This window comes from Calothrix sp. NIES-3974, assembly GCF_002368395.1.
Classification (GTDB): Bacteria; Cyanobacteriota; Cyanobacteriia; order Cyanobacteriales; family Nostocaceae; genus NIES-3974.
This window is the reverse complement of sequence record NZ_AP018254.1, coordinates 1,180,418-1,198,281: the sequence shown is the minus strand read 5'-3', so window position 1 is coordinate 1,198,281 and position 17,864 is coordinate 1,180,418. Positions and strand designations below refer to the sequence as shown.

11 protein-coding genes, 1 rRNA gene and 2 pseudogenes are annotated in these 17,864 nt (G+C 41.1%); 7 read left to right on the top strand and 7 right to left on the bottom strand.

Annotation, left to right across the window (positions count from 1 at the left end; translation table 11 throughout):
• Positions 1-33 precede the first annotated feature (33 nt).
• The 4 genes from rrf to csaB all read left to right on the top strand — a co-directional run bounded on the left by rrf (position 34) and on the right by csaB (position 3,672).
• Positions 34-151 (top strand): 5S ribosomal RNA (gene rrf, locus CDC37_RS04690).
• Positions 152-332: 181 nt separating this feature from the next.
• Complete coding sequence (locus CDC37_RS04685) at positions 333-1,115, top strand: ABC transporter permease (protein WP_096620710.1); 783 nt, start codon at positions 333-335, stop codon at positions 1,113-1,115.
• 216 nt (positions 1,116-1,331) lie between these two features.
• Positions 1,332-2,261: a CPBP family intramembrane glutamic endopeptidase gene (locus tag CDC37_RS04680; RefSeq protein ID WP_096620709.1), complete on the top strand. Its 930-nt coding sequence runs from the start codon at positions 1,332-1,334 to the stop codon at positions 2,259-2,261.
• Positions 2,262-2,613: 352 nt separating this feature from the next.
• Positions 2,614-3,672, top strand: a complete 1,059-nt coding sequence (gene csaB, locus CDC37_RS04675) for a polysaccharide pyruvyl transferase CsaB (protein WP_096620708.1) — start codon at positions 2,614-2,616, stop codon at positions 3,670-3,672.
• Positions 3,673-3,828: 156 nt separating this feature from the next.
• On the opposite strand, the gene CDC37_RS04670 is transcribed toward csaB, so the two are convergent.
• The gene (locus CDC37_RS04670; protein ID WP_096620707.1) at positions 3,829-4,158 is read right to left on the bottom strand and encodes a phage integrase N-terminal SAM-like domain-containing protein; all 330 of its coding nucleotides are present in this window, start codon (positions 4,156-4,158) and stop codon (positions 3,829-3,831) included.
• Between the two features lie 48 nt (positions 4,159-4,206).
• Here CDC37_RS04670 and CDC37_RS24865 point away from each other — a divergent pair, with 48 nt between their 5' ends.
• Positions 4,207-4,599 (top strand): helix-turn-helix domain-containing protein, encoded by a 393-nt coding sequence (locus CDC37_RS24865; RefSeq protein WP_096619812.1) that lies wholly within the window; start codon positions 4,207-4,209, stop codon positions 4,597-4,599.
• Positions 4,497-5,153, top strand: a complete 657-nt coding sequence (locus tag CDC37_RS23980; RefSeq protein ID WP_330220810.1) for an IS630 family transposase — start codon at positions 4,497-4,499, stop codon at positions 5,151-5,153. The genes CDC37_RS24865 and CDC37_RS23980 overlap by 103 nt, the downstream gene beginning before the upstream one ends.
• Here CDC37_RS23980 and tnpA read toward each other — a convergent pair.
• Positions 5,138-5,540: pseudogene (gene tnpA / locus CDC37_RS04655) on the bottom strand (IS200/IS605 family transposase). The gene CDC37_RS23980 and the pseudogene tnpA sit on opposite strands and share 16 nt — an antisense overlap.
• Positions 5,541-5,628: 88 nt before the next feature.
• On the opposite strand from tnpA, the gene CDC37_RS04650 reads away from it, so the two are divergent.
• Complete coding sequence (locus CDC37_RS04650) at positions 5,629-6,807, top strand: RNA-guided endonuclease InsQ/TnpB family protein (protein WP_096620706.1); 1,179 nt, start codon at positions 5,629-5,631, stop codon at positions 6,805-6,807.
• 408 nt (positions 6,808-7,215) lie between these two features.
• On the opposite strand, the gene CDC37_RS04645 is transcribed toward CDC37_RS04650, so the two are convergent.
• From CDC37_RS04645 to CDC37_RS04625, 5 genes and pseudogenes are all read right to left on the bottom strand, one after another.
• On the bottom strand, positions 7,216-13,062 hold the full coding sequence (locus CDC37_RS04645) for a Calx-beta domain-containing protein (RefSeq protein ID WP_096620705.1): 5,847 nt from the start codon (positions 13,060-13,062) through the stop codon (positions 7,216-7,218).
• Between the two features lie 936 nt (positions 13,063-13,998).
• A pseudogene (locus CDC37_RS25710) lies at positions 13,999-14,127 on the bottom strand (ISH3 family transposase); the annotation flags it as partial.
• A gap of 84 nt (positions 14,128-14,211) precedes the next feature.
• Entirely contained in the window at positions 14,212-14,673 is a 462-nt protein-coding gene (locus tag CDC37_RS04635; RefSeq protein WP_096620703.1) for a hypothetical protein, read from the bottom strand.
• A 148-nt stretch (positions 14,674-14,821) separates the two neighbouring features.
• Positions 14,822-15,613, bottom strand: a complete 792-nt coding sequence (locus CDC37_RS04630) for an IS5 family transposase (protein WP_096625918.1) — start codon at positions 15,611-15,613, stop codon at positions 14,822-14,824.
• 79 nt (positions 15,614-15,692) lie between these two features.
• Complete coding sequence (locus tag CDC37_RS04625) at positions 15,693-17,777, bottom strand: hypothetical protein (protein ID WP_096620702.1); 2,085 nt, start codon at positions 17,775-17,777, stop codon at positions 15,693-15,695.
• Positions 17,778-17,864: the final 87 nt, after the last annotated feature.

Here is a 17,864-nt window from a genome sequence, read left to right as displayed (position 1 = left end):
TTCTTCAGGGAACTTTGATTCCCCACAAGTTTTCCTGGTGTCGATGGTGCTGTGGAACCACTCTGAACCCATCCCGAACTCAGTTGTGAAACGCTGCTGCGGCGACGATAGCTGGAGGGTTGCCTCCCGTCAAAATAGCTCGATGCCAGGTCTTTTTTTTTTATTTTAATGTCATTGTCATATTTAACTGGAGGTCTGTAAGTTATATCTACAGACCTTCGTTTTTTAGTATTAGTTTTTCCGTAATTTTCTTTTGGGATTCCTTGAAACAAACCCTTGCGCAGCTATAGAGTTGATGCTTGAATACAATATGCTGACCTAGGAATTCATAAATGCAACGATATTTACGCATATTAGGATTATTTTGGAGTGCTGCGATCGCGGCAGAAATGGAGTACCGAGTTAATTTTCTGTTGGCGACTTTGAGTAGTTTGGGGAATTTGATGGGTAGCCTGTTTGCTCTGTTTCTATTTTATCGCCAAGGCTACACTTTTGCTGGTTGGCGGTGGGAAGCGGCTTTACTAGTGTTAGGGGTTTTTACGCTGTTACAAGGCTATTCGGCAACCTTTCTCAGTCCGAATTTAAACCGGATTGTGCGTCATGTTCAGGAAGGTACATTAGATTTTGTGTTGCTCAAGCCGATTCAAAGTCAGTTTTGGCTTTCTACCCATACCCTTTCTCCTTGGGGTATCCCTGACTTGGTGTTTGGGGGGGTATTGATTGCTTATGCTGGGAATAAACTGGGTATTGGTATTGATAATTATTTGGCGAGTATCATTCCGTTAATTTTTGGATCGATTATTCTTTACAGTCTTTGGTATATGCTCGGCGCTACAAGTATTTGGTTTGTTAAAATTTATAACGTTACTGAAGTGTTGCGCGGGTTGCTAGAAGCAGGTCGTTATCCGATGGCTGCCTATCCAGTGGGTTTTAAATTTTTCTTTACTTTTATTATTCCTGTAGCATTTTTAACGACTATTCCGGTGGAAGTCATGTTAGGTCAAAGTCAGTTGAATTGGATACTGGGTTCAGGGATTTTGGCTGTTTCTCTATTTGTAATTTCTACGATGTTTTGGCGATTTGCCTTACGTTTTTATACTAGTGCTTCTAGTTAAATTAATGATTTTTGATTTTTTATTATCCAGCAAAAATCGATTTTAGATTCTAAAATAGTGACATAATTGCTGAATATTTCCAATGTGATGGATTTAATTGTGGAGTTATCTGAAAAAAATTGTGATTGAGCATAATTTCATGACTAAATAAAACTTAATATTTGTACTTAAAAATCCATCTACAGATCAAATCGCAAATTTAGAGTCACTATATTTATGAGTAAAAGCTATCTTGCAATTGCACACCAGGGAAAAAACGACTGGTGGCGTTATTTTTTGTCAGTTTTATTGATTTTATTTGCTTGGTTAATTTTAGGGGGAGTAATTTCGCTAGTTGTTGCCATATTTATTTTTATCTCGAAAGGAGTTCCGTTGGTGGAACTGGAATTGCAACTGATGGATTTATTACAAAATCCTTCTTTGGAATCTTTTATTATTATTAACCTGCAATTTATTACTTTTATATTGGGAATTTTTTTAGCTATTAGACTATTACATCAACGGAAATTTTTAAGTTTAGTCAGTGCTGATAATCAAATTAATTTTTCACGTTTGTTTGCAGGTTTTGCGGTCTGGTTTGTGATGCAGTTATCGCTAATTGCTGTAAATATTATCTTAAATCCGAGTAATTTTACTTTTACCTTTGAACCATCCAAATGGTTTCCCCTTCTATTTGCTGCACTAATTCTCACTCCGATTCAAACATCGGCAGAGGAACTGTTTTTTCGTGGTTATGTGATTCAAGGGTTAAGCTTGATTACCAAAAGACGCTTAATTTTAATTGTTATCAGCAGTATTTTATTTATGTTACCCCATTTTTTAAATCCAGAAATGCAGCGTGGAGCGGTGTGGATGGCCTTATTTTATTTTGGATTTGGTGTTTTTACAGCCCTCATTACCCTCAAGGATAATCGATTGGAACTGGCTTTAGGAGTTCACGCAGCGAATAATCTGAGTTTACTATTCGTCACTAGTGAAGATTCTGTTTTACCAACCAAAGCAATGTGGACTATTAAAGAAACCGGTGCTGTTCAGGGTGATTTATTTGTGTTTATTTTATTTTGTGCGATTTTTTTCTATATTTTCTTTGGGAGAAACTCTGGTAAAAATGAGATGGATACACCTCAGTTGAGAAATAGAGAATAGAAAGCAATCTACGTGTAATGCTGATATCGTTTTACTTGAGAATTTATACATTTAGGGCAGCAGGGAAAGCAAGGGGAGAAAATGTATCAAAATTTTCGTGAAACGGTATTATATCGATTCTCTTTTACTTGGAAATAAATGCAACAAGAATCATCAACGGTTATAGCCCTTGATATGTAGCTACCATGAGCGTAAACGATATTACACCAGAACTGATAAAAGTGGTTTTTTCTACTCCCTACTCCCTCTGCACCAAGCAAGTCACTATTCAAGGGATTGTGTATCCTGTCTTCTCCTCATTTTTGAGAAAAGCTGTTAATCTAAAATCCAAAATCTCAAATCAAAAATTAACATGCGGGTACTGCTATCAGGATATTACGGCAAGGGGAATGGTGGGGATGAAGCCCTATTAGCTACTTTACTACAAATGTTGCCAGGGAATGTGACTCCTGTGGTGCTGTCGGGGAATCCCAGGGAAACGGAGGAGCGGTATGGAGTAGAAGCTCACGAACGGATGAATTTTCAGCGTGTGATTTCGGTGATGCGTGGTTGTCAAGGATTTATTTGGGGGGGTGGTAGTTTGATCCAGGATGCCACTAGTCGAATTAGTCCTTTTTATTACAATGGCTTGATGGCGATCGCCCAGGGGTTAAAATTACGAACGGTAGCTTGGGCACAGGGTATTGGTCCAATTTCGGGGTGGATAACACGTAAATTAGCTCGTCAAAATTTTGCGGGATGTACGGGTGTGAGTGTCCGTGACAAAAAAAGTGCTGCTTTGTTGACGGAGTGGAATATTCCCCATATTCTGGCTCCTGATCCGGTTTGGGCAATGGAATCGGTGAAAGTTCCAGAAATTGCTCACCTCCCCACACCCCGTATTGCTGTCACTTTGCGCAACCATCCTGATTTAACAGCCCAACGTTTAGAGAATATTACCCGCGCTCTAGTGGATTTGCAAGCAGCAACGGGTGCATTCATGATTTTACTACCATTTCAAAAAGCCCAGGATTATGCGATCGCTCAAGCAATTCAACCTGCTTTTTCCCAAGGTAGCGCGATTCTCTGTTTTTCCGAACCGCAACTTCTTAAGGGTGTTTTCCGAGATGTGGATTTAGCCATTGGTATGCGTTTACATAGTTTAATTATGGCAGCAAGTGAGGGATGTCGCGCTTTTGCTTTGAGTTATGACCCCAAAATCAATCGCTTAATGGAAGATTTGCATATGCCAGGATGGGATTTGCCTAGTCTACCTGGTGATGTGAATACTATTAGTCAAACCTGGATTGATGTTTACAGGAATAGCAAGTCTTTACCTACAGATAAAATTCAGACTTTAGTTAATGCTGCACAACAACATCGTCAGTTATTGGCAGATTGTTTAGTGTCGGGAGATTATCTCAGGGGGTGACAAGTGCCATCAACTCGTTGCAGTGCAAACTTTTCAAGCGATGGATGCTGAAAAGATAAAAGGCCAACACGAATATTTTTCTACCCACCAGTACTTAAAACTCCTATTCTCCCGTTGAGCGATCGCTAAAATTAATTTTCATCTTTTCAGCAGTCGTTAAATTGAAAGTTGATGTACGCCAGATAATTTATGAATAATTAATATAACTTCATCTTGCGTCAAAACTGTTGGTAAATATTTAGAACGCTTTGCACGAACGGCATCCACTTGCAAATCTAAATCTTGTTTTAATACCTCTTTGTAGAGAAAAAGAACAGCATGAAGTGCTTGGTTTTGCGTTGATGCAGCCACATTTTCATGGACAGCAAGATGCGTTAAAAATTCTTCAATTTCCTTACTCCCCATATCTTTGGGATGGCGCTTATTATGAAAAAGGATATAGCGTCTAATCCAATAGATATAGGTTTTCTCCGTTTGATACAGCACTTTCGAGGTAAATGAGGTACACTTGTTATTAGTGCATCAAAAATTAAAATGAAACCCTACTCAATCGATTTACGAGAAAAAATAGTAAGTGCTTACGAAAAGGGTGATACATCAATTCGAGGAGTAGCTGTGCAGTTTGGTATAGCAAAAAGCTATGTGCAGAAGCTAATCAGGCAAAAAAAATTGGAAGGGCATCTAGAACCCAAAAAGCAAGGTGGAGCAATGAAGGGTAAGCTAGATGATTACGGTAGCGAATTAGCAGAAATGGTTCAAAGTTACCCGGATTTAACTTTATTGGAATATTGCGAGTATTTTGGAGAAAAATATAACATTTGGGTGTGTGCAAGTGTGATGTGTTGTGCATTGCAAAAACAAGAATTAACTCGAAAAAAAAGACTTTACGTAGCAGCCAAGCGAAAACAGAAAGAGTCCAAAAACTGAGATTAGAATATTGGGAGAAAGTAAAACACATAGACCCAGAAAACCTTGTGTTTATAGACGAAATGGGTGTTTTGCTTGGTTTGACTAGAACTCATGCTCGAAGCGATCGCGGGAGTAGAGCTTATGATTTTAAACCATATTACCGAGGTGCAAAAATAAGTGTAATTGGAGGAATTAGCTTCAAAAAAGTCTTAGCTGTGATGACTTTAAATGGCTCAATGAATGGAGAAGCTTATAAAGTTTTTGTAGAGCATTTTTTACTTCCACAATTATGGGTTGGTGCAGTCGTTGTAATGGATAATCTGCCAGCACATAAAGTCGAAGAGATTAAGCCTTTGATTGAATCTGTAGGAGCAAGTGTTCTTTATCTATCTCCTTATTCCCCTGAATTTAATCCAATTGAACATTGGTGGTCACAATTAAAAGCGTTCTTAAAACAGTTTTCTCCTAAAAGTGCATCTGTAGTTGATGGTTTAATTAAAATTGCACTGACATTAGTTGATCCAAAGCATCTAAAAAATTGGTTTACTAATTGTTGCTACTGTACCTCATAAACCTCGAATCTGCTGTACTTTTTAATTATCTCACTTGAAGCGTCGCCCGCAGTTCCACAAAAATAACTTCTTGTCCACATTGAAGGCATTCTCAATAAATGTGGAAATTCTTGTCTTAATACCCTAGAAGTATATCCTTTTAACCTAAACATAATTTGGTCTGGGGCTAGTGTTGGAGGACTGCTAACAAAAAGATGTACATGGTCTTCCATGATTTCAAGAGCTAGAATCTCGCACCCTAGTTATGAATGTTTTTTCATAAAGCAATTCCTCAAGCCTGATAGCAACATTTCCAACTAACACCTTTTTTCGTCTTTTCGATATCCAGACGAAGTGGTAATTAATCATAGTGACTGATGTTGTCTTGTGCCTGTAATTTCCTGGCATATGTAAAGTTTTTGTCAAACTGCGGTCAATAACTTGTATCTATCAACCATAATATACTATATTATTTTTGTCATCTCAGGGTCGAGCGATGTTAGTCTTAGAAGCGAAATTGAAGGGCAAAGAAAGTCAGTACTGCTTATTAGATGAAGCTATTAGAACGGCTTTGTTTATCCGCAACAAAGCTCTAAGACATTGGATGGATAACAAGGATGTTAGCAAGAATGACCTTCAAAAACTTTGCGCTGTTTTAGCCAAAGAATTTGATTTTGCTGGCAAACTCAACTCTATGGCTCGTCAGGCTTCTGCCGATAGAGCTTGGTGTGCTATTAAGCGTTTCTATGACAACTGTAAAGCTAAAAAGCCAGGTAAAAAGGGTTATCCGCGATTTAAAAAGCGTGGACATTCCGTAGAATATAAAACTTCAGGATGGGCTATTTCTGCCGACAAGAAGTACATCACTTTTACTGATGGTTTTAAAGCAGGGAAATTTCAGCTAGTTGGAACTCGTGATTTCAGCTTTTATTCTACTAAGCAAATTCAGCGAGTTAGAGTAGTTAAACGAGCAGATGGTTATTACTGCCAATTTTGTGTTGATGCGGAACGCAAAGAACAGCATCAGCACAATGGTAAACAAGTAGGAATTGATGTCGGACTTGAGTTTTTCTACACTGATTCTGATGGCAAGACAGTCGAAAATCCCAGATTTTTGCGTAAGTCTGAGAAGTCTTTGAAACGCAAACAACGCAAAGTTTCTAGATGTAAAAAAGGCTCTTCTAATCGCCGCAAAGCTGTGAAAAAGTTGGCGAAAAAGCATCTCAAGGTAAGTAGACAGAGGAAAGATTTTGCTGTGAAGACAGCAAGAACTCTAGTCCAGTCAAACGACTTGGTAGTTTATGAGGACTTGCAGGTGCGAAATATGGTTAAGAACCATCATTTAGCTAAATCTATCAGTGACGCATCATGGTCACTATTCACTGATTGGGTAGACTACTATGGCAAAGTTTTTGGCACTTGGGTGATAGCAGTTGCACCTCACTACACATCGCAAGATTGTTCTGTTTGTGGGACACGAGTTCAGAAATCTTTGTCCACTCGTACCCACAAATGTCATTGTTGTGGGACAGTGATGCACCGTGACCATAACGCGGCGACTATGATTTTGAACAAAGGATTAAAAAGTACTGTGGGGCGCACAGAATCTAAAGCTTGTGGACAGAACGACCTCTGCTTAAGTGGGGAGACTCCTTTAAGTAAGTCGGCTGAATGAAACAAGAATCCCACGGCTTTAAGTCGTGGGAGCGTCAATGCTTTGAGGCAATATCTCTGAACTTGAAAAAAGTGAGCGAACCGGGAGTGGTAAGCTAATGGGCGGTTAAATCACCCCCTGTACTTGCAGCGATCGCAATGAATCAAAAATGGTGTTGCATAATCAAGGAATGATTTTAATTTATGCGCAGAAATTTTTCTTGATTTAACAAAAGTTTCAGCCTATGCAAATTGGATTATCATCCCGCAACGATGCAACGCCTCAAAAATGATTGTTTTGAGCAGTTCTTTGTCATCGAATTGTGCCAATACGGGTTCGGAACAGAAAATTCGTAAACCCCAAAATTAGAGACGCGTTAGCGTTCAGCTCCTCTGAAAGAGGCTATATCGCGTCTCTTTTGGGGAAACCCTAAACAATTTCCCAGTTGGTATCGTCAACAGCGATTAAAAACCTAGCATCGAGAATTCTGTCACCGTCCATGTGCCAAATGGCATTTTCACCGGTGCTGTAATTACGCCAGAGAATATCCATTTTGCCATCACCGTTGTAATCAGCTAATCTCTGAATTTGCCAATTTAAGTCAGGAACCTGGGTGATGAATACTGGATTGTTGATAGCTGCTCCCTGCATAAACCAGATGGCATTTTCCCCGGTGGTAGAATTACGCCACAGCAAATCTGGGGATGCATCGTGATTAAAATCGGCAACTCCGACAATTTTCCAAGCGGGGTCAGGAACTTGATCAATGATTAGATTCGCAGGGGTATTACCTCGAAATTGAATCATGTTTTCGCCTGTGCGATAATCACGCCAAACGATATCAATCACTAAATCACCATTGAAATCACCGACACCTGCAACTTGCATATTCACATCCCGATTGGGGACAAAATATGGATTGACAAGATTAAAACCGTCCATTTCCCAAATGGCATTTTGTCCGGTGCGTTGGTTGCGCCAATAAATGTCTATTTTACCATTGCCAGAAAAATCAGCAGTTGCTACGGGTTGCCAGGCTAAATCTTCTACAGTTAGGATAAATTCACCCCTGACGAATTGTCCACGGTTATCCATCAACCAAATAGCATTTTTACCTTGGTCAACACCCGTACCATAATAACGCCACAATAAATCTAGATTATCGTCACCATTGAAATCAGCAATTTGTTCAATGCGCCAATTGACATCAGTGACAATGGGATTGACAAACTCTCCGGAAACTAGGTTATGACCGTCCATTAACCAAACCGCATTTTTCCCAGTGCGGTAATTTCGCCAAAAGATATCCCCCTTGCGATCGCGGTTAAAGTCGGTGTCGTTGATAATTTCGTCGTTGAGGATGGTGATGGTGGCTGTACTTGCTTGGGAATTCAAGGTTGCAGCAGTGGGGTTGGTTAATTCTACTAAGAAAGTTTCGTTGCGTTCGAAAAAAGTATCTCCGGTGATTTGTACTGTGATGGATTTGGTTAACTCTCCCGGTGCAAATGTGACCATTCCCGATGTTCTAGTGTAGTCACTACCTGCATTGGCAGTTCCATCGATGGTGTTATACCTAACTGTAATTTCCTCGTCGCTGCGGTTGGATAGATTTAATTGGATGTTAACCGGTGTTTCGCCAACATTTCCTTCCCTGGTTTGGATGTCAATCTGGGTAAAACTAATTACGGGTTGGCTATCATCGTTGCGAATCGTGACAACGGCATTGCGATTTTCTCCTAATGCTGCATTTGTGACTCCAATTAATTCTAAACCAAAGGTTTCATCCTGTTCAAAATTAGTATCACCTTTAACTTGAACCGTGATGGTTTTACTGGTTTCCCCTGGTTGGAAGGTGACTGTACCGTCGGTGATGGGAATGTAATCATTATCGGCAACCGTTGCTGTTCCATCGAAAGTTCTATATCGTACTGTAACTTCTTCCGTATTTGCCGCCGATAAATTCAGGGTAAATTCGTAGTTTGTGGTGCCATCATTCCCTTCATCGAGGCTTTCTGTAGTAGCAACTAAATTTACGGTAGTAGCAACTAAATTTACGGTGAGGGGATTTACGGTAATTTGAAAGAATTGTTCGCTGGAGGTATCAACTCCGTTATTTTCCGTACCACCGTTATCACGCACTTTGACCCCAATCGTCGCAGTGGTGGTTCTCTCTACTTTTCCGGAGGGGGTAAAACTGAAATTACCGTCTTTGTCAATGCTGGGTGCAACGGCAAATAATTCTGGTTTATCGTTGCTGGCAATTATATACTCTTGGACTGTTTGGTCTGATTCGTTATCGGGACCAGGGGAGAATTTTGCCCAGTTGGGAATATTTTGCCTACCCATACCCGCATCGACAACGATATTTTCACCTTTCATCAAACTGGGTGCATCATTTACTGGCAGCACATTGATATTAATGGTGTTGCTCTGACTGAGATTATCAATGTCGTCTTCAGTATTAATTTCGATGGTGGTAGCACCATAAAAATCTGTTGTTGGTCGAAATTCCAATGTTGCTAATGCGATATTTATCTCAGCTAAGGTTCCGCGAATCGTTGCGGTGTCGGTATTTTCTCCCTCAATTTGAATATTGGCTGTATTTCCAAAGCCTAAAATTCCATCCCTTGCAGTGAGGGTGACGGTAAAGGGGTTATTGGGACTATCGACATCGGTGACGGAAATCCGGTTGGTTGCGGTAAAGGTCAATTGACCGTCTTCAAGGACAGTTATGGGTGCTGGGGGAATATTATTAACTGGGGGGTCATTAACAGGTTTAACGGTAATCGTAAAAGTTTGTTCTTCTGAGGTATCCATTCCTCCATTTTCTCTCCCTCCATTATCCATCAGCTTCACGGTGACGGTGGCAATTCCATTAGCATTATCGGCGGTTTGGAAGGTAAGTGTCCCCTGGGGGTTAATGGTGGGTTGTCCTGTGGAGGTGAATAATTCTGGGTTATCAGTGCTGATCATAAATTGCAATTTTTGTTGGCGTTCATTATCGGCACCAGGAGAAATATCCGTCACCCAATTGGTCAATACCTGTAAACCTGCATCCTCATTAATTTCGATATCCTCACCCACCGTAAAGAATGGTGCATCGTTCACAGGTTTAATCAGGATGGGAATCAGACTCAAGTCTTCTTCCTCAAACCCTTCATCACCGGTAAAACCATTATCATTGGTGTAAATCAAGATTTCCGTTTCCCCGTTAAAATCTGGATTGGGGGTAAATACTAATCCATCCAGCACAAAATTAATATCCGCGATCGCACCATTTATTCTCAGAGTATCCGTCCCTTCCCCTTCAACTGTAAAAAATTCATTAGTACTAATATTAGTCAGTGCTAAGGAACCATTAGGAGCCACAATTCCCACAAAAATCGGATTATCCCCTGCATCAATATCCGCAATTTCAATCCCATTACCGTTACTACTGCTAAATACCAGGGGTTGATCCTCATTGATCATCTGCACTTCCGTGGGAACCCGATTCACGGGAGGGTCATTGACGGCTGTGACATTAATGGTAAATGTTTGCTCAACGGAAGTATTATTAAATTTCCCATCGTCCTTGAGAATTACAGTGACATTGGCCACACCATTGGCATTATCCCGCGCTCTAAAAGTAAGGGTTCCATCCTCACTGATGGTAGGTTGTCCATCCTCCGTAAATAAAGCATTATTATCGTTGGTGACAATAAATTCTAAACTTTGGTCAAACTCGTCAAAAGCACCAGGGGAAATCTTAGTAGCCCAATTTCTCAACCGGCGTAAACCAGCATCTTCACGGACTGTAATATCGCTACCCTTAGTAAAGAAAGGAGCATCATTTACCGGTCTAACAACAATATCAATATCATTGGTAGCTCGTTGCGCTCCACCGATTCCCGTATTTCCTAAATCTGTGGTGGAGACGCGAATTCGAGTATTCCCATTAAAATCCAAAGTCGGTGTAAACCGTAATCCCTCCAGGACATTATTAATCTCTGCTAAACCACCATTAAGAACTAAATTACCCGTCTGATTTCCAGTTGCACCTGCGAACTCCATCCCCTCTGGTAAAGTTAGTATCCCATTCTGAGTAGTCAAAGTGACTCGAATCGGTTTATCCTCCGCGTCAATATCTTCAATCCGAATGGCATTATTATTCAGGCTGGAAAACTCCAAAAATTCATCCTCATCAATTTCTTGGGAGGGGGGAACTAGATTCACCGGTGGGTCATTTACAGCCCTAACATTAATTGTAAATTCTTGGGAAAGGGAAGTATCAACCCCTCCATTTTCCCGACCTCCGTCATCCTGTAACGTCACAGTCACAGTCGCAACCCCATTCATATTATCCGCCGGAGTGAACGTCAAAGTTCCATCTGCGGCAATTTTGGGCTGACCATCCTCCGTAAATAGGGCATTATTATCATTGGTGACATTAAAAGTTAAAACCTGACCAGCTTCATCACGGGGTCCAGCAGAAATCCGAGTTGCCCATCGGGAAAAACTCTGTTCTCCGTCATCCTCATTTACGGTAATATTACTACCCCTAGAAAAGGAAGGTGCATCGTTAACCGGTCTAACTTCGATATTAATCGTATCCTCATCCCGTTTTGCTCCTCCTGACCCCGTATTACCTTGGTCATTGGTGATAATACTAATACTTGTAGCCCCGTTAAAATTACGGGTAGGAGTGAAAGCCAATCCATCTAAGGCAGTATTAATATTCGTCACCGTACCTGTTAAAGTAATACTTCCAGGACTATTGGTGCGTACAGTGATATTCTCATTTGTGCCTAATCGAAAACTGCCATTGGGAGTGCTTAAGGTTACTTGGATATTATTCGTACCCGCATCAACATCACTGACTTGAATCGCATTATTGCGATCGCTTGAGAAGATTAAGGTTTCGTCTTCATCAATGGATAAACTTTCTCCTTCCGCAACGGGAATAATATTTACAGGTGCATCATTCACCGCATTAATGCGAATGGTAAATGTTTGGGTTGGGGAGGAATTATTTTCTGCTTGGTAGTCTCGTAAGAAAACGGTAACTTGTGCGATACCATTCGCATTCGGTGCTGGGGTATAAATTAAGGTTCCATCCGGTGTAATCCGAGGTTGTCCATCTTCGGTAAATAGGGATGGACGGTCATTTGTGACAATAAATTCAATTTCCTGGTCTGCTTCATCCGGTGCTCCTGGCGAAATTTCAGTAGCCCAATTTGCTATTTCCTGAGTTCCTGCATCTTCATTAATGGTAAGATTTGCACCTCTAGTAAAAAAGGGTGGATCATTCACCGGTTTGACATCAATCTCAATTTCATCGGTTTTAGTCTGGACTCCACCTTTTCCAGTTCGACCCTGGTCATTAGTAGTGATAATTAATTTTGCTTGACCATTAAAATTGCGATTCGGTCGAAATTCCAACCCATCTAAGGCTTGATTAATATTTTCCTGACTACCAGTCAACACCACGTTTGCCGTGCGGTTATTGACTAATCCCACCCCACTGCTGCTCTTTACCACAATAATCCCATTCTGTGCTTGCAATCTCACCTGAATTGTCCCATTCCCGGCATCAATATCGGTGACGGAAATGCGATTTTCCCCAGTGAAAACTAACGCTTGATCCTCATTGGTAGACTGATTAGAGGGAACCGTATTAAAGGGAGCATCATTAACCGCTTCAATCAACAACGACGCAGTATCGCTAAAGGCACTAAAAGCACTACTACCCCCATTGACGGAAGTATCCCCAGTCTGCCCATTTTCACCTGTAGTTAAATCCCAAGCACGAAAAGTTAAGGCATTGGAAATTAAACCGTTGTAATTGGCATTCGGTTGAAAATATAACCGTGAATTAGTACCTCCAGCTAACAGTAATGAATTAGTCGGTGAAATTTCATCATCAACTTTTTGCCAAGTCGCACCATCATCAATACTGAACCACCAATCCCCATTGCTTCGATTCAACTCCGTAATTGCCACCCCTTTCAATGCACCTGGGTCTGGGTCATTCACAAACGGAATCAGAGACGAAACTAAAGTCCCGACACTTCCATTGGGTAAGGGAGCATCTTCATCAATCGGATTTAAACTCACATTTCGGTCAGTCAAAATAGGAGCGCGATTTGTCGTCGATTGTGCTTGCAAGGGTTCAACCACACTGCTGCGAGTCGCAGGAAAAATCGTCTCCGTTAGTGGATCTGGGGTAAATACATAATTACTGGTGGAAATTTGTAACTGTTCACGATTTAGTTGGGAAGGATTTTGATTATTCATTGTGACTGGATGAAAAATTTTTGATTGGATGTTGTGATTTGAAGATATATGCCAATTTATTGGGACATTAATCAGCTAAAACACATATTCATTGCATCATCTATCGGGTTATTGACTATTGACACTCAACACCACTTAGATGTGCAATTTCAACATGGAATAGCTGACAGGTATAGTAGTACATATAAACTATCATTGGGGATTACATCGAATTACCCGGATTGAGTCTGAAGCAATAGGGACATAGAGAGATTTGCTATGGAAATTTTGTAACACTGTGGTTAGTGTTCCCCAAAAAATCAAAAATTCATCTTCAATCTGTAAAAATAATGCCCTTAATCGTGAAATCCAGTATTTATACGTAATTAGTCATCTCAGTTTACAGTTAGTATAAATAGGATGAACAAGTGAAATGGACTGAACACAAGGCATTGCTGAATTTAGGCATGAATTATAATTATCTACATTTTGTATTAAAATCAAAATCATTGTAGTAGAGACGTAGCATCGCTTCGTCTCTACACAACGTCAAATTTTCAATTCATATTTATATTCAGCAACGCCGAACACAAAAACAGTGATATGACCTTTCCCAAGCAACTGAGGTACATCTAAAATTCTCTAGCTTTGATTAAAATACAAGCAGAATTAAAATCGTACCTCACCAGACCGGGAACCGCTATAATAATTTATAACTACAAAATTAGTATATTTACGTATTTACTCGTAAGCAGATTCACTTATACCCAACCAGAAAGAAAAGTAGCTGAGGATGCTGGATTGATGTGAATTAATTTGACAATCTACAGATCGCCCTCTTGCAAGGGTATCCCATGTCCATAAGGCACGACTTCTGAAGGTATTACAATCTGAAGGTATTACAAGGAGTTGGATGCATTGAGGAGGAAATATCAAAAGCAGTGGAAGTTTACTGAAAATTTCAAACAAACTTTGTTGGTCATAAGCACCTTGAGTTTCAATGGAAAAATTTTCTGCTAAACATTTAAGAACTTCATCCAAAGTTTCCGAGTCTGTTAAAACCAATTGTTTTGATGAAATAGTCATTTTTTTAGCTAATGCACGCAAATACTACTTCCATCATTTCATTTTTAGCGACATCCCAAAATATGATAAGAACTGTTTATCAGATTAGTGTAATGAAGCACTTAGTACTACTGAGCTATTCCTTGGCGATCGCTCTTGAGAAAAACTTTGTGGTTTACTGATTGTAGCTCTTGGCAAAATACTGACGTGAGTGGGGCTATCTTGGACAGCCTCAAGATCTCCGGTAATTTTGCTGTCGTCAATTTGCCAAAGCGGATCTTTTCCGGTTCCTCCAAACGTTATAGGTCTGCGGAAGGTTGGCAAACTTTCAATTGATAGCGAAACGGACATTCCTTTCGTATTTCTGATGGCTACAGCTACAAGTTCATCTGATGAAGGATTGCGTTCTGCTTCTGGTTGAAGGTACCCTTGCTCATCCAACCAATTTCTAGGCACTTGTTTGATATCGATGTCAATGCCAGGTCTGATTCCCAATAATCGAGCACTACGTCCAACTTTGGGTTTACCGTTTTCCTCTGCCATGCCTCGATAGTAGAGTGTTGCCATCAGCCAGAATCAGATTAATGCGATCATGAATTGTCTATTGCAAGGTCATTTTGCATCTTGCATCAATGTTGATGAGCTACCATATTACCCTTGAACCAGGACTATATGCATTAGAGGATGTTTGGAAATACGGAGAAGGTCAAAAAGCTTAGGCAAGTCTACGGAGCATGAGTCGAATCATCGCGATATGAATGAATGCTTCTGATGACGCAGGAAGTCGCTCGTAATCGACATTGAGCCGACGACACCAGTGCAGCCAGCCGTAAGTGCGCTCAACCGTCCAGCGTTTAGGCAGCAAGACAAATCCTTTTGCCTGATCTGGACGCAGCACGACCTCGATAATCCAACGGCAAGTATCCATCACCCAGCACAAAAAGTCCTCGCCCGAAAACCCGCCGTCCACCCAAATGCGAGCAAGACGGGGAACCCGCTGGCGTTCCTGATGCACCTGCATAAGTAACTGCTTTGCTCCTTGGCGTTCCGGCACATTGGCGGCAACTACGCGCACTGCAATCAGCAATCCCAACGTATCGACTAGGGTAAAGCGCTTGCGTCCCTTGATGTGCTTGCCTGCGTCATAGCCCACCGACTGATGCACCATCACTGCGGTTGGAACGCTTTGAGAATCAAGGCTGGCAGCGCTAGGAGTGGCCGCGTGGTCTGCGGTAATTCGCACCCACTGCACCAGATGGTCATGAATCCGTTTCCAACTGCCATCGTTGCGCCACTTGCGGAAATAGTAGTAGACCGTGGAATAAGGCGGGTATGAGTCGGGCAACAATCGCCAAGCACAGCCACTACTCAAGACATAGAGAATTGCTTGCACCACTTGCATCAGGTTCACTGTACGAGGTCTACCAATGGGCAACGCAGGATTGAGCAGCGATAAGAATAACTCGTATTGTTCAAGCGTCAGTTCACTGGCGTAGGCTAGAGTCATGGCTTCCTGGAGGGCTGTTGAAATTTTGCTATAACTCAGCCTAAACCCCAGGAAGCTTTCCTTTGACGGCTGTCCTTTGCTACTTTCCAAACATCCTCTTATAACCACTGGTGTAAGTGTAGGTACTTTTAGCTTCTTCCTCCTTTTGCTTGCGCTTACGTTCAGCCTTCTCTTCTTTTAGTCTGCGTTTACGTTCGATATATTTCCATACATCTCGCCCTCTCTCCAGCTCATGCTCTAGCTTGTCGAGGGCATTGTTTAGTGTGTTCTGCTGGTTTTGTAATTCCTGAACATCCTGCTTACCATATCCAAAAGTTGCAAAGAATTCTTCCAATTTCTTGACATGTTCAAATAGGTCTACCAATACCTTCAGCAGATCCCTTAAATCCTCAATTTCGTCTTCCTCAGTTGAAGATTCATAGTACAACTCATCAACGCACTCGCTAAGGGCATCAAATAGAGAAATTTTTTCCTCTAAGGATGAACTCAACAATTGATACCTTGAATGATACCTTGAAGTAGCCCGGTTATTCTCCTCAAGAAGTGAAAGATAGTCCTTTAGCTCCTCAATATATTTAGCGAAGAAGAAGTTATTGCGCTTTAGATAGGAAAACTTTTTCTTCAGGTCTTTCGATGCATAAGCGTATGATTTATTTAGTAGTTCATACATTATGTGAGGAGTCGATACGTCATATGCAGCCAAATATGCAAGAGATGCCGATTCATCATGCACATATCCAAAGTTTCCTAGCTTTCTAACATCTTCAGCGAAAGTGTCAATTAGAAACTTTTTTTCCTTGTTCTTCAGGTCTTCTAATCCGCTCAGCAGTTGTTGTGCTCGAATGGCTCCGTGCCCGTCTTCAAGAACTGCAAGTCCTTCTTTCAGTTGCTCTACATACTCCCAGTCTTCTTTTGTCAGAGCAGATACTGTCAGAGCTGATTCCATTGCCTCTAAAGCATATTCAATAGGATTGGCTTTTTCAGGTTTTGGAACTTGACGTAGCCTTAGCCACGATTGGAGAGAATGAGCTAACTGCTCCTTAGCCCACGACCGTTCGGGTAAATGAGCTAAGCTTAGAGCTAGGTCTAAAGTCAATTGGGGAGTTGAATATGGACGCTTCTCTTCAAGCGCTCTGTAAATTTGGTTATACCCTTCAACAATAAAGTTTACAATCTGTAAGTCAAGCTCATTCTTCACCAAATCTGGTATTAATTTAGGTAACAACGGCGGAACGTCATGATGAATAAAATGATGCACATCTGCTACCCAACCTGTAATCAGACAAAGCCAAGGAGTTATCAACTGAGCAAGGGCTTCGTAATCTCTATCATCAGGGAGAAGGTTGCCATCAGAGTCCATGTGACCATTCGCTCTTGCCGAGCCAAATATAATATCGCTATGAAGTACTCCAGGAATGAGAGTCTTATAAAAAGGTTCTCCTTGATGTCCCGTTTCCCAGAAGCCGATATGAACATCGAGGTATCTTCCAACAACATTCAGTTCAAGCACCAATATCGCTTCGGATTGCAACCCACGATGCAGCGTATTGATGGCACTTCCGCCACGAATACGTTTGGTGTCCCACACCGCATCTAAAAACTTTACTGGTCTGATTCCTGGTTTGGCTAAATCGGATTGAGGATAGTAATTTTCAAGAAAGAGTTTTAAGTCTCGCTCTAAAAATCCCTGGAGATTAGGAAAAGGATAAGGAAACTCGTTTCTGTCGTAGTCTAATTTAGGGGGTGATAATAAAACCTTGAGCGGGACTAGGCCACTGGGGTTTGGAGGACTTATCAACTCAAAGGGTCTTGGAATTAGGGGCCAAGAGTTGGCAAGCATACTCTGAAATTCTGCTGAACGGAAAAAAGTTTCTCGCTCGTAAGCAGCCCTTTCGAGTAGCATTTGATGGTTGAGAACTGCTAATTGCTTTTCTAGCTCATGGCGAGTGCTCAACATTTTTAGATCGTGTTTTCGGTTGTGTTCAGCAAGTTCCCTCTGAACTTCCGAACGCTTTTCTTCGAGTTCCTGGTTAACATTTGCGCCAGTAAAACCGTTGACGAAAATTGCAAAACCTGTCAAAAAAGGTGCAAGCGATCCGATAGCATTCCCAACTCCTTGGCTGGCTCCTGCCAAAATCAAACCTGAAGCTGGATCTACAACCATAACAACAACTCCAGTCAATAAAATTGATTAAGGAAACCAATAGCTCTGTAAAGCTATCTTTGAATGAAAAGGTGATTCATCTATAGC

Excerpts from the sequence above, each read along its gene's own strand:
- CDC37_RS04685 (WP_096620710.1), top strand. The coding sequence starts at position 333 with ATGCAACGATATTTACGCATATTAGGATTATTTTGGAGTGCTGCGATC.
- CDC37_RS04625 (WP_096620702.1), bottom strand. The coding sequence starts at position 17,777 with ATGGTTGTAGATCCAGCTTCAGGTTTGATTTTGGCAGGAGCCAGCCAA.
- CDC37_RS04650 (WP_096620706.1), top strand. The coding sequence starts at position 5,629 with ATGTTAGTCTTAGAAGCGAAATTGAAGGGCAAAGAAAGTCAGTACTGC.
- CDC37_RS04645 (WP_096620705.1), bottom strand. The coding sequence starts at position 13,062 with ATGAATAATCAAAATCCTTCCCAACTAAATCGTGAACAGTTACAAATT.
- CDC37_RS04680 (WP_096620709.1), top strand. The coding sequence starts at position 1,332 with ATGAGTAAAAGCTATCTTGCAATTGCACACCAGGGAAAAAACGACTGG.
- CDC37_RS04635 (WP_096620703.1), bottom strand. The coding sequence starts at position 14,673 with ATGGCAACACTCTACTATCGAGGCATGGCAGAGGAAAACGGTAAACCC.
- CDC37_RS24865 (WP_096619812.1), top strand. The coding sequence starts at position 4,207 with ATGAAACCCTACTCAATCGATTTACGAGAAAAAATAGTAAGTGCTTAC.
- CDC37_RS04630 (WP_096625918.1), bottom strand. The coding sequence starts at position 15,613 with ATGACTCTAGCCTACGCCAGTGAACTGACGCTTGAACAATACGAGTTA.
- csaB (WP_096620708.1), top strand. The coding sequence starts at position 2,614 with ATGCGGGTACTGCTATCAGGATATTACGGCAAGGGGAATGGTGGGGAT.